Here is an 11872-nt window from a genome sequence, read left to right on the forward strand (position 1 = left end):
GCCTTTTGCGCGCCTGGTTGGCCGCCATCATGCGAACCAAACCGCCGCCATCAACGAGCCGTCAGGTCGCTTGATTGGCCTTCTTCACGGACGACGAATGACAGGTGGAACATTGGGCACGGCCGCTCCGCACGGACGACGCCCTCGTTCAATGCCGCGAGAACAGGTCGCGCAGGCGGCACAGCGTGGTGGTGATGTCGAAGCGCTGCTCGGGCAGCGCCTCGCCGGCGATCAGCCGGTTGATCGCGGTCACGGGATCGGTCTCGCCGGTCAGCAGCACGTCGGCGCCGCGCTTCTTCATGTGGCGGATGAAGCCGTCGCCGGCGCTGCCTGCCAGCATGATCTCGACGCCGTCGAGCGGATGCGGGCCGTCGTCCTTGAAATAATGCGGCAGCTGCTCTTTGGTCAGTTCGACGCGGGTGGGCGCCGGCAGCTTCTCGCCGGCCTGGTGGTCGGCGAGATCATAGACCAGCCAGCAGGTCGACTGCCCGGCATGGCCGCTGACGGTGGCCCAGTCTTTGGTGGGAACGGCGATCTTCATGTCCAGTCTTTCGAACGAAACAGACTGGCTCGCATAGCACATCAGGCGGCGTGGCGGTCAAGCCGCGCCGCGCAGGTCGTCAAAAGGCGCAGTCGTTACAGCGGCTCGGCGTCGGAAGTCAGCGGCGCGCGGCGGGACGGATTCCACCGCGACACCGTCCACCATATCGGCGCCACCACGGCGGCGGCGACCAGCACGATCAGCAGCACGAACATCGCCGATCGCTCCAGGTAGGCGATGCCAGGCACCGCCAGCGCCAGCAGCACGCCGACCAGGCCGATCTTCCAGGCCTTGAGATGGACGCCGGCGGTAAAAGTGCCGAGCGCCAACACCGTCAACACCGACAGCGCGCTGGCCTCCGCGGTCATGATCCGGGTGACGTCGGAGACATAGACCAATTCCATCGCCAGCAGCACCGCGACCCAATGCAGCGCCTGGGTCCAGATCAGCCGCACCCGGTCGTGCCGGCTGGTGGCGTCGCCCCAACCGGCGGCGATGCAGATCGCCCCGATCAGCGGCGTCAGCAGCATCCAGTAGCCGCGGATCGGCGCGTCGGACAGCCCGGTATAGGCGACGCCGAACAGCACCAGCACCAGCATCAAGAGGTATTGCCACTCCTGCAGCACGAAGCCGAGCACTGCGGATCGCCAGCTCAGCGGCGCGGCGATCTCCGGCGCCGGCGTGGGTTGGGGCGACGCCAACGGGTCGGGCGACGCCAACGGCTCCGGCGCGAACTCGGCGCCGGGCGGCAGCTCGGCGGGATCGGGCGTCAGCGGGGCGTCGTTTCGCGGTAACGGGGTGGGATCCGGCACCAGCTCGGCGTTGGGCCGCGGCAGCTTGTCGTTGTCGTGCGGAAGGCTGGTCATCGGAACGCTCGCAGGGTGAGGGAACTCGAAAATAAGCGGCACGGAAACGTTTGGTTCCCGCGCCGGGGCGGGCTGCCGCAACTCGGGCCGAGGATACAGCCGGCGCAGCACCGTTCGATGACGTCGCTAGCTGCGCTCGGCGCCGAGCCGCATCGCATGCGCGGTGACCTCGTGGCGGACTTCGCGGGCGAGCAATTCGAACAGCGCGAAGGCCTCGATCTGGAATTCGGCGATGACCTTGTGCGGCGGCAACCGGCGGTCGCCGATCCGCCGCTTCAGATGCTCGAGCCGCTCGGATTGCTCGGCCCATAATTGATCGAGCAGCGCCAGCATCACCCGGCGCAGGATCTCGCCGATCGCGGCTTCACCCAGCGCGTCGATCTTGCACTGCATCCACTGCGCGGCTGTGGCGTTCAGCGTGGCGCGCAAGGCGCGGGCCGCCGCGGCGCGGGCGCTCGGCGGCTCGGCGATCGGCACCGCCAGCGTCAGGATCGCGCGCACCGCGGCGTCGAGGTTTTCCACGTCCCATTTCGCCGAGGGCGGGGCGAAGCGCGCCATCAGATCGTCGATAGTGTCGTCGCGGAATTGCGCGACCAGCACAAGCGGCGCCGGATCGTCGCGGATCGCGCGGCGCTGCGCGTAAAGCGTCTCGCGCTGCTTGGTGATCACCTCGTCGAAGCGCAGCAGCGCCAGCCGCTGATCGAAGCTGCGCGCCTCCTCGCGGGCTTGCACGGCGATCACCAGACGCTGGGCCTGCGCGGGATCGAGCTGGGGCTCCGCTTGCGGCGCGCGCAGCAACTCGTCGTCCAGCGCGGCGTGAAAGATGCTCCGCCCCGGATCGCCCTGGCGGCCGGCGCGGCCGCGCAACTGCGCGTCGCGGCGGCGATGCGGGTGAGGCTCGGCGCCGATCACCAGCAGCCCGCCGGCGGCGAGCGCCTGGGCGCGCAGCGTCTCGTCGTGCGGCACGCCGCCGAGCCGGATGTCGGTGCCGCGCCCGGCCATCGCGGTGGCGATGGTCACCGCGCCGGGACGCCCGGCCCTGGCGATGATCCGCGCCTCCTCGGCGGCGTGGCGGGCGTGCAGCACGGTGAAGCTTTTCGCGCCGTCGCCTTCGCTCCAGCCATGCGCGGCAAGATACGCCGCCACCGCGTCGCAGTGCTCGATCGAGGGCGTGCCTATCAACACCGGCTGGCCGCGGCCGTGGGCATCTTCCACCGAGGCGAGAATTGCGCGCAGCTTGTCGGCCTCCGTCCGATGCAGCAGCGCTTCATCGCGCCGGATCATCGGCCGGTGGGTCGGGATCGCGATCACCTCGAGGCCGTAGATCGCGCGATATTCCTCGGCGTCGGCCTGCGCGGTGCCGGTCATGCCGGCGAGTTTGTCGTAGCGGCGGAAGAAGGTCTGGAACGTCATCGAGGCGACGGTGCGGGTCTCTTCGCCGATCGGGCAGCCTTCCTTGGCCTCCAGCGCCTGATGCAGCCCCTCGTCGTAGCGCCGCCCCGGCAGCATCCTCCCGCTGCCGTGATCGACGATCACCACCTCGTCGCCCTGCACGATGTAATCGCGGTCGCGCGTGAGCAGCACATGGGCGCGCAGCGCCTGCACCACGTGATGCAGCAGCGAGATGGACTCGATCTCATGCAGCGAGCTTGCCTTCAGCAATCCCGCCTGGCGCAGCGCGCGGTCCACCGCATCGTAGCCGGCGTCGCTCAGCGCGACGCGGCGGCGCGTATCGAGCTGATAATGCACGGGCTGTAATGCGGCGATGATGCGGTCGATCAGCCGATAATACTCCGATTGATCGCCGAGCGGGCCGTACAGCGACAGCGGCACGCCGGCGTCGTCGATCAACACCGCGTCGGCCTCGTCGACCAGCGCGAACGCGTGGCCGCGCTGCACGGTTTCGGCCGCTGAAAATTTCAGATTGTCGCGCAGATAGTCCAGCCCGAACTCGCTGGCCATGCCGTAGGTGATGTCGCAGCCGTAAGCGGCGCGGCGGGTGTCGTCGTCCATCTCCTGGGTGATCAGCCCGACGCTGAGGCCGAGCATCTCGTAAACCGGGCGCATCCAGCCGGCGTCGCGCGCGGCGAGATAATCGTTCGGCACCGCGACGTGGACGCCGCGGCCGGCCAACGCCTGCAGCGCGCACACCAAGGTCGCGGCGAGCGTCTTGCCTTCGCCGGTCTGCATCTCGGCAATGGCGCCGTCGCGCAGCGCCAGACCGCCGATCAGCTGCTCCGGCACGTGCTGCTGCGCCAGCGTGCGCCGCGCTGCCTCGCGCACCAGCGCGAACATCGGCAGCGTGAGGTCGTCGAGCGATGTCCCTGCCGCCGCCTGGGCGCGCAGCTCTCGCACGCGGTCGGGCAACGCCGCGTCGGAGAGCGTCGCGTCGTCCGGCGCCGCCGAGATGATCTGTTCGGCGATCGCGCGATAACGCGCCAGCCTGCGCTCGGCGCGCGAGCCGAACGCCGCGCGGGCCAGCCGCAATATCATTTCAATTGGAACAGGATCGGCACCGAGAACGCGAATTGCGTGCCGCCGACCTCGGCGGGCGGCACCGGCAACGGCTGCGCGCGTTGCAGCAGCGCCAGCGTCTCGCGGTCGAGCGCCTCGGAGCCGCTGCCCTTGACGATCGAACTCGACGTCACATGGCCCTGGCGGTCGACCACGAACGCCACCTTGGCGACGCCGCTCTCGCGCCGCGCCTGGGCCTCCGCCGGATAGCGCTTGTTACGCTGCAGATGCAGCGCCAGTTTCCGCTTCCAGCTCACCAGCATCGCAGTGCGTGCCGCCGACGCCGTCGGCGCGGTGGTGGCGGAGGCCGCGACCACCGGCGGTGCCGCGTTCGGCGTCTTCTCGGCGTCGTCCTTCTTCTCTTCTTCTTTCTTCTGCTCGGGCGGCGCCGCGGTGTCGAGCGCGACGTCGGGCTCCGCCATCGCCGGCAACGGCGGCGTCGCCACCGGCTCGTCCGGCGTCGGCTGCGGATCCTTCACCGGCTCGGCCTTCTCCTCGGCCTTGAGCTCCGCCTTCTCCATCGGCGGCGGCGCGGCGTCGGTCTGCATCTGCTCCTCGCCGGGCGCGACGTCGCGCGCCTGCGCGTCCTGGAAGGATTCGGTGGTGAAGTCGACGTCGATCGCGGTGACCGTATCGAGCGTGTCGCCTTCGTCCTGCGGCTTGGTCAGCAATGCTGCAGCCACCGCGCCGTGCAGGCTCAGCGTCACCACGAAGCACAGGCCCCAGCGCGCAAAGTCCTTGCGGTTGACGCCGCGATAGGAGGCGAGACTCATGGCGTCGAACTCTCAAGCCCGACCAGCGCGATCTTCAGATAGCCGGCGCTGCGCAGATCGTTCATCAGCGTCATCACGTCGCCATAGGGGATGGTCTTGTCGGCGCGCACGAACAGCCGCTTGGTGCGGTCCGACGACGTCACCTGATCGAGCGAGCCCGCCAGGCTGTCGCGCGACAGCGGATTCTCGCCGATCGCCAAGGAGTGATCCGCCTTCATGGTGACGAAGATCGGCTTGTCCGGCCGCGGCTGCCGCTTCATCGTCGAGGCCGGCAGATCGACCGCGACGTCGACGGTGGCGAGCGGGGCCGCGATCATGAAGATGATCAGCAGCACCAGGATCACGTCGATGAACGGCGTGACGTTGATCTCGCTGAGCTGCTGCATCTCGTCGTCGGCGGATGCGGTCTGGAGCTGTCCGGCCACGGGCGTTTCTCCGGTCTATTCGGCGGCGTGGCGGCGCGGCATGTAGGAGACGCGATCGAGATCGCGGCTGACCATGCGCATCAGTTCGGCGGAGCCGTCATTCAACAGGCCGCGATAGCCCATGATGGAGCGCGCGAACATGTTGTAGATCACCACCGCGGGGATCGCGGCGACGAGGCCCAGCGCGGTGGCGAGCAGCGCCTCGGCGATGCCCGGCGCCACCACGGCCAAGTTGGTGGTCTGCGATTTCGAAATGCCGATGAAGGCATTCATGATGCCCCACACGGTGCCGAACAGACCGACGAACGGGCCGATCGAGCCGATCGTCGCCAGGATGCCGGTGCCGCGCGTCATCCGCCGCACCGCGGCGGCCTCGATGCGGGTGAACAGCGAGCCGACGCGCTCCTTGATGCCGTCGTGATTGGTGGTGTCTTGCGAGCGCTGCAACTCGCCGGCCGCGGCGCGCGCCAGCACCGCGATGTCGCTGTCGGCGTCCTGCAGCTTGGCGCAGGCTTCGCGCAGCGTGTTGGAGGCCTCGACAATGCGCAGGTCGCGCGATAGCCGGCGACGCGCGGTGGCGAGTTCGATGGTCTTGGTCAGCCACACCGACCAGGTCAGCACCGAGGCCAGCGCCAGGCCGATCATCACCGCTTTGACGATGGAATCCGCGGCCATGAACATGCCGATCGGCGTCAATTCATGCGGCAGCACCGGCGAAACATCAGATGCCGATGCGAGTTCGGTGGCGGGCGGCATCGCCGCGGGTTCGGAGACCGTAGTCGGTGGCGCGGCCGCCGCCTGCGCCATTGCAAGGCTCGGCATCAGAGTGAGCGTCGCCGCCAGCAGCAGCGCGACCAGGGACAAACCGGCGCGATCGCTCGACCGGGCCACGCATCCGTGCAGTGAACGCAGTATCATGGATGATTTCTTCTTGTTGTGTCGCGCGACGTCCGCGTCAGGCCGCGCCAATGGCACCAGCTTTGCCTTCGATGGTCTATCGCTACCGCTTCGCGATTGAAAGAAACAAGCCGCGACTGACTTTTAGAATCGCTAAAAGACCCGATTTGGAATCTTTCTAGGTTGCGCGGCGACCGCGGTCGTATTCCAGACATTGTCTTGCGGCCCGCGCATTGTCCCCTCGCCAGGCCATCGACGAGATCAGGCTTATGAGTTCGTCATTGCGAGGAGCGCTTTGCGATCAAGCAATCCCGGACTCCGCGTGCAGCCCTTGGGTTGCTTCGCTTTCATTCGACGCTTAGCAGCGAATACGCCCGGCGAACGCTGCCAAACTAGAACATCTATAAAGCGGCATGTTCACGCGGTTTGATCCATTGCAGCGACGTAGTCGCAAAGCTAAGAGAAAATCGGGCGCCGCTTCGACCGCGTGTCGTTAGCAAGCCCGGGGCGAATAATCACGAGTGGGGGTTCGGGTTGATGAGCATCGTATCGCTGGGGCAGGCGGGTGTCAGAACATTTAGTGGCGTGTTGTCGCGCGGTCCTTCCAAGCTGGCCTGGAGCAAGACCACGATCGGCATCGCGTCGGTGATGCTGATGCCGGACTCCGCAGATGCCCAGCCGGTGTCGAACGGCGACGATCTTCCCCAGGTGCGCGTCACCGCGCCGAAGCGCCAGCAAGCCAAGCGCCAGGCGACGCGCCGCGCGCCGGCCCGCACCGCACCCGCGGTGGCGACCGCGCCGAACGACGCGGTGGTCAACCCGGTGGTCGGCGATGGCGCCGGCGTCGCCGGCTATCGCACGCCGGCGCAGGCCGGGATCTCGCGGATGCCGGCGCCGCTGCTCAACACGCCGCAGACCGTCAACGTGGTGTCGCAGCAGTTGATGCAGGATCAGCGCACGACGTCGGTGCAAGACGCGCTGCGCAACGTGCCCGGCATCACCTTCACCGCCGGCGAAGGCGGCGTGCAGGGCGACAACGTCACCATCCGCGGCTACACCGCGCGCAACGACTTCTATCGCGACGGCATTCGCGACCCCGGCTGGTACACCCGCGACGCCTTCAGCTTCGATCGCGTCGAGGTCTACAAGGGGCCGTCGTCGTTCCTGTTCGGCCGCGGCTCCACCGGAGGCGTCATCAACATCGTCTCGAAGACCCCGCAGAACCGCGACTTCTACGTCGTCGAGGCGACCGGCAATAGTGCCGCGGGCGGCCGGGTGATGACCGACTTCAACAAGACCTACGGCGACGTCACCGCGCGACTGTCGATGCTCGGCTACGACACCGACGTCGCCGACCGCGACAACGTGCACACCAAGCGCTACGGCTTTGCGCCCTCGGTGGCCTGGCAGATCACCGACAACACCAAGGACACGCTGAGTTACGTCTATCAGAACGACGACAACATCGCCGACCGCGGCATTCCGATGTTGCCGGGCTCATATTTCGGCACCAGCTATCGGCAGCCCGCGCCGGTGCCGCGCAACACTTACTACGGCGTGCTGACGCCGGGCCAGGACGACGTCGAGCGCACCGAGGCGCACAGCATCACTAACAAGTTCGAGCACGAATTCGCGCCGGGGCTGAAATTCACCAACCTCACCGGCTATTCCAACGTCGAGCGCTTCAACCGCACCCGCCCGGTGCAGCTCTCCGGGCTCGGCACCGCGACCTCCAATCTGTGGAGCGCGCCGGTCGGCGGCACCCGGCTTGCGACCGCGGGCAATCCGCTGACCACCGCGACCGCGCTGAACAACATCTGGATCGCCAACACCAACCACTTCCAGAACCAGACCAACAACGAGCTGATCAGCAACGTCAGCGACGTCAATGCGCAGTTCGCCACCGGCTGGCTGCACCATAACGTGCTGGTCGGCATGGAATTCAGCAAGGAAAACCGCGACCAGTTCCGCACCACCTTCGCCGACAGCTACCGCATCAACGTCGCCAATCCGAATCCCTATGTGACCGGCGTGCTGAACCCGACCACCGCGGCCACGGTGTCGAAGGCCAATGCGCGCGGCTTCTACGCGCAGGATCAGATGAAGGTCACCGAGTGGCTGGAGCTGCTCGGCGGCGTGCGCTACGACGTGTTCGACGCGACCTCGAACACCTACACCATCACCCGCGCCACCGGCGCGCAATCCGGCCTGCTCAGCCTGAATTCCAACACCGACTTCCTGAGCTACCGCGCCGGCGTGGTGCTGCATCCGACGGCGAACTCCAGCGTCTATTACATGCGCGGCACCTCGGCCAATCCGCCGGCGGAATTCACCACCATCACCAACGGCCAGCAGACGCTCGATCCGGTGGAGTCCTCGGTCGACGAGATCGGCGCCAAGGCCGATCTGTTGAACAACAAGCTCAACGTCAACGCCGCGGTGTTCCGCATCAAGAAGAAGAACGACATCGAGAACCAGGGCACCAACGCGGCGCCGAATTACGTCGCGATCGGCACCTCGCAAGTCGAGGGTTTCGAGATCGGCGCCACCGGCAAGTTGACCGATGCCTGGAGCGTGTCGGGCGGCTATGCCTATCTGAAGTCGCGGCTGCTGGATTCGGTGACGCTGAGCAATGTCGGGCACGAACTCGCGATGACGCCGAAGAACTCGTTCTCGGTGTTCACCACCTACGAGCTCGACTCGCAATGGACGATCGGCGGCGGCGCGTTCTACGTCGACTCGCGGTTCTCCAGCGTCGCCAACGACGCCCGCATCCCGGACTACTGGCGGTTCGACGCGATGGCCTCCTACAAGGTCGATCGCAACCTGACGCTGCAGCTCAATATCTACAACCTGACCAACGAGTACTACTACGACTCGGCGGCCGGTGCAGGCTACGCGGTGCCGGGCGCAGGGCGCTACGTCTCGGTCTCGGCGCGGGCGTCGTTCTAGCGTTCTGAGAAGCCGTCATCCTGAGGAGCCCGGCGAAGCGCGTAGCGCGAAGCCGGGCGTCTCGAAGGATGAGGGATGTGGCCCATGGTGCGAGACGCGCGCCGAAGCGGCGCGCTCCTCACCATGAGGTGTGCTTGTGGCGGGGCCGGAGTTTGTGCACGGGCGCCGTTCGAATTGCGCGGATGCATGTGTCCCGGGCGCGGTGCAGCGCCTTGGCGCTGCTCCGCAGACCCGGGACCGTTACGAAGGCTGCGGCCGTAAAGGCCCCGGATCTGCAGCGCACCACGCCGCAAACGCGGCGCGATGCGCTGCGTCCGGGGCACGGGTCTGGTTGAGTTTGAAGGAGGGGCGCGTGCTGGTTCATATTCCCGAGGTGCTGTCGCAGGACGAAGTACAGCATTGCCGCGCGGTGATGGCGCGCGCCGATTGGGTCGACGGCCGCATCACCGCGGGCCATCAGTCGGCGCAGGTCAAGCGCAACCTGCAACTGCCGGAGCACACGCCGGAGGCCCGCGAGCTTTCCGAATTGGTGTTGCGCGCGTTGTCGCGGCATCCGTTGTTCATGTCGGCGGTGCTGCCGAAGACGATCTTTCCGCCGCTGTTCAACCGCTACGACGCCGACGGCGAGATGAATTTCGGCGCGCATGTCGACAACGCGGTCCGCACCATCCCCGGCACCGCGATCCGCGTCCGCACCGACGTGTCGTCGACGCTGTTCCTGTCGTCGCCCGACGAATATGACGGCGGCGAACTGGTAGTCGAGGACACCTATGGCAGCCACGCGGTGAAGCTGCCGGCCGGCGACATGGTGGTCTATCCCGGCACCAGCCTGCACCACGTCACCAAGGTGACGCGCGGCTCGCGGATCGCGTCGTTCTTCTGGACCCAGAGCATGATCGGCGACGTGACGCGCCGCGCGATGATGTTCGATCTTGATATGTCGATTATTAGGCTGAACGGCGATCACCCCGAGCATCCCTCGGTGGTGTCGCTGACTTCGCTGTATCACAACCTGCTGCGGCAATGGGCCGAGGTGTGAGGCGCACGACACTTAGTCCAGCATCGCCTGGAGCGCCGGCGAAAGCTTTTCGGCAAGCGAGCCGCCTGATTTGAACAGCAGCGCAGCCGCGAGATTGTGCCGCGCGGCGAATGCAAGTCCCGCCTCGGGACCGAGCACCATCAGCGCGGTGGCATAGGCGTCGGCCTTTATGCAGCTTAAGTGCAGCACGGATGCGCTGACCATGGCGTTGTCGATCGGCGCGCCGGTGGCGGGATCGATGGTGTGCGAATAGACGCGGCCGGCATCGGCGAAGCCGCGCTCGCAGCCCGAGGTCGCGATCGCGAGCCCGTGCAGCGCCACCAGCAGCGGCGCGGTGGCGATGCGTTCGCCGGCGGGGCGGTCGATCGCCACCCACCATGGCGTACGGTCCGGCTTGACGCCGCAGCCGGCCAATTCGCCGCCGATCTCGACCAGCGCGTGATCGACGCCGTGGCGGCGCAGCGCGGCCATCACCTGATCGACCGCAAAGCCTTTGGCGATGCCGCAGAGGTCGAGCTGCGCGGCAGCGGTGCGGCGCAGCCGCGCTTGCTGAGGATCGAATGCGAGATGCCGCCAGCCGCTGTGATCAAGAGCCTGTTCAATCGCCTCTCGTGCCGGCGGCGACATACGCCGCGCGCTGGGGCCAAAGCCCCACAGATCGACCAGCGCGCCCATGCACGGATCGTAGGCGCCGTCGGTCTCTTGCGCGACACGCAGCGCGCAGTCGATCACCTTGGCGAACTCCGCCGGCAGCGTCTGCCATTCGCCGATCGCCCCACAGTTGAATCGGCTGATATCGGAGCGCGGCTCCCACGGGCTCATCTGTGCGACCACGCGATCGAGTTCGGCCGCGATCGCGCGATGCAGGGGCTGCTCCAAGCCCGCCGCGGCGATGCATTGCACCGACCATGTGGTGCCCATGGTGGTGCCGCCGAGCCGCAGCAATGGCCCGCGGCCGGGCGTGCGGCGCGGCGCGGACAGCGTCAGCGGGATGGCGACGCGAGGCTGCATGTTCGGCGCTGCTTGCGCTATTGCGGCAGCACTTCCAGCGTCGCGGCGTAGCCGGCGCGGCGGGTGGCGTTCTTGATCTTGCTCTTGTCGTCCTGCACCGAGGCGTTGATCCAGTACATCCCGGGCCCGGGCCAGGTGACGCTGAACGAGCCGGATTCGTCGGTGGTCACTTTGCTTTCGTTGAGCTTGTCGCGATAACGAATCCCGCCCGGCACCACCGCCACCGCGACGCCGGCGGCCGGCTGGCCGTCGAGCACCAGCCGGAACGTCGCCTTTTCGCCTGCGACCAGATTGTTCGGATGCGTCACCGGGACTAATTCCAGGCCGACGCCGGAGGGCTTCAGCGTCTCCTCGCTCGGCTTGCCCGAGGTGACGAAGGCCTCGACGCGGCCCTGCATCTCGGAAATCTTCACATCCGTCGCGGCGGCGGGAATTTCGCTATCGATCTGCTCCGGCTTGCCGCGCCAGCGCTTGGTCTCGCCATTGAGCTTGTAGTTGGCGAACACGCCCTGGTTCAGCACGCTGATCTTGTAGGTGCCGGGCTGCTCCAGCTTGAGGTCGAACGAGCTGCGGAACTTGCCTTTGGCGATATTTTCCGGCGTGACGGTCTTGCCGTCCGGCGCCAGCACCGCGAGATTGTCGAGCGCCAGCGGATGATGCTCGAAGTAGAACAGGTCGTTGGAAATCGCGGCGTCCACCGTGACCCAGGCGTCCTTGCCGGACAGCACCGTGGCCGATGGCAACAGCCAGGTGCGATGCGCCTCGGCGCTTGCCGACAGCATCGATAAGGCGGCGGAAGCGAGCAGCGCCAGTTTGATGAACTTGGTCATTGCGAAAAATCCTTTCGGTCTCGA

The 11872-nt window shown here is 67.0% G+C and carries 10 protein-coding genes; 2 read left to right on the top strand and 8 right to left on the bottom strand.

The features are described from left to right. Nucleotides 1-148: 148 nt before the first annotated feature. The 6 genes from HNR60_RS21330 to exbB form a co-directional block, all read right to left on the bottom strand. Complete coding sequence (locus HNR60_RS21330) at nucleotides 149-541, bottom strand: NifB/NifX family molybdenum-iron cluster-binding protein (RefSeq protein ID WP_184261880.1); 393 nt, start codon at nucleotides 539-541, stop codon at nucleotides 149-151. Between the two features lie 95 nt (nucleotides 542-636). Next, the gene (locus HNR60_RS21335) at nucleotides 637-1407 is read right to left on the bottom strand and encodes a hypothetical protein (RefSeq protein WP_246433044.1); all 771 of its coding nucleotides are present in this window, start codon (nucleotides 1405-1407) and stop codon (nucleotides 637-639) included. Nucleotides 1408-1533: 126 nt separating this feature from the next. Beyond that, nucleotides 1534-3900 (bottom strand): preprotein translocase subunit SecA, encoded by a 2367-nt coding sequence (locus HNR60_RS21340; RefSeq protein WP_184261882.1) that lies wholly within the window; start codon nucleotides 3898-3900, stop codon nucleotides 1534-1536. After that, nucleotides 3897-4694: an energy transducer TonB gene (locus HNR60_RS21345; RefSeq protein ID WP_184261884.1), complete on the bottom strand. Its 798-nt coding sequence runs from the start codon at nucleotides 4692-4694 to the stop codon at nucleotides 3897-3899. Before HNR60_RS21345 ends, HNR60_RS21340 begins: the two co-directional genes overlap by 4 nt. Beyond that, the gene (gene exbD / locus HNR60_RS21350) at nucleotides 4691-5119 is read right to left on the bottom strand and encodes a TonB system transport protein ExbD (RefSeq protein ID WP_184261886.1); all 429 of its coding nucleotides are present in this window, start codon (nucleotides 5117-5119) and stop codon (nucleotides 4691-4693) included. The genes HNR60_RS21345 and exbD overlap by 4 nt, the downstream gene beginning before the upstream one ends. A 15-nt stretch (nucleotides 5120-5134) precedes the next feature. Beyond that, a complete protein-coding gene (gene exbB / locus HNR60_RS21355; RefSeq protein WP_184261888.1) occupies nucleotides 5135-6037 on the bottom strand; it encodes a tonB-system energizer ExbB in 903 nt (300 codons plus the stop codon). 516 nt (nucleotides 6038-6553) lie between these two features. On the opposite strand from exbB, the gene HNR60_RS21360 reads away from it, so the two are divergent. Further along, complete coding sequence (locus HNR60_RS21360; protein WP_184261890.1) at nucleotides 6554-8968, top strand: TonB-dependent receptor; 2415 nt, start codon at nucleotides 6554-6556, stop codon at nucleotides 8966-8968. A gap of 352 nt (nucleotides 8969-9320) precedes the next feature. Further along, nucleotides 9321-10007, top strand: a complete 687-nt coding sequence (locus HNR60_RS21365) for a Fe2+-dependent dioxygenase (RefSeq protein ID WP_184261892.1) — start codon at nucleotides 9321-9323, stop codon at nucleotides 10005-10007. Between the two features lie 12 nt (nucleotides 10008-10019). On the opposite strand, the gene HNR60_RS21370 is transcribed toward HNR60_RS21365, so the two are convergent. Beyond that, nucleotides 10020-11018: an FAD:protein FMN transferase gene (locus tag HNR60_RS21370; RefSeq protein WP_184261894.1), complete on the bottom strand. Its 999-nt coding sequence runs from the start codon at nucleotides 11016-11018 to the stop codon at nucleotides 10020-10022. 17 nt (nucleotides 11019-11035) lie between these two features. Further along, entirely contained in the window at nucleotides 11036-11848 is an 813-nt protein-coding gene (locus tag HNR60_RS21375) for a DUF4198 domain-containing protein (protein ID WP_184261896.1), read from the bottom strand. Nucleotides 11849-11872 lie beyond the last annotated feature (24 nt).

Source organism: Rhodopseudomonas rhenobacensis, assembly GCF_014203125.1.
GTDB lineage: Bacteria > Pseudomonadota > Alphaproteobacteria > Rhizobiales > Xanthobacteraceae > Rhodopseudomonas_A > Rhodopseudomonas_A rhenobacensis.

Coding starts and splice junctions, on each gene's coding strand:
- HNR60_RS21330 (WP_184261880.1), bottom strand. CDS start 541: ATGAAGATCGCCGTTCCCACCAAAGACTGGGCCACCGTCAGCGGCCAT.
- exbB (WP_184261888.1), bottom strand. CDS start 6,037: ATGATACTGCGTTCACTGCACGGATGCGTGGCCCGGTCGAGCGATCGC.
- HNR60_RS21335 (WP_246433044.1), bottom strand. CDS start 1,407: ATGACCAGCCTTCCGCACGACAACGACAAGCTGCCGCGGCCCAACGCC.
- HNR60_RS21345 (WP_184261884.1), bottom strand. CDS start 4,694: ATGAGTCTCGCCTCCTATCGCGGCGTCAACCGCAAGGACTTTGCGCGC.
- HNR60_RS21340 (WP_184261882.1), bottom strand. CDS start 3,900: ATGATATTGCGGCTGGCCCGCGCGGCGTTCGGCTCGCGCGCCGAGCGC.
- HNR60_RS21375 (WP_184261896.1), bottom strand. CDS start 11,848: ATGACCAAGTTCATCAAACTGGCGCTGCTCGCTTCCGCCGCCTTATCG.
- HNR60_RS21360 (WP_184261890.1), top strand. CDS start 6,554: ATGAGCATCGTATCGCTGGGGCAGGCGGGTGTCAGAACATTTAGTGGC.
- HNR60_RS21370 (WP_184261894.1), bottom strand. CDS start 11,018: ATGCAGCCTCGCGTCGCCATCCCGCTGACGCTGTCCGCGCCGCGCCGC.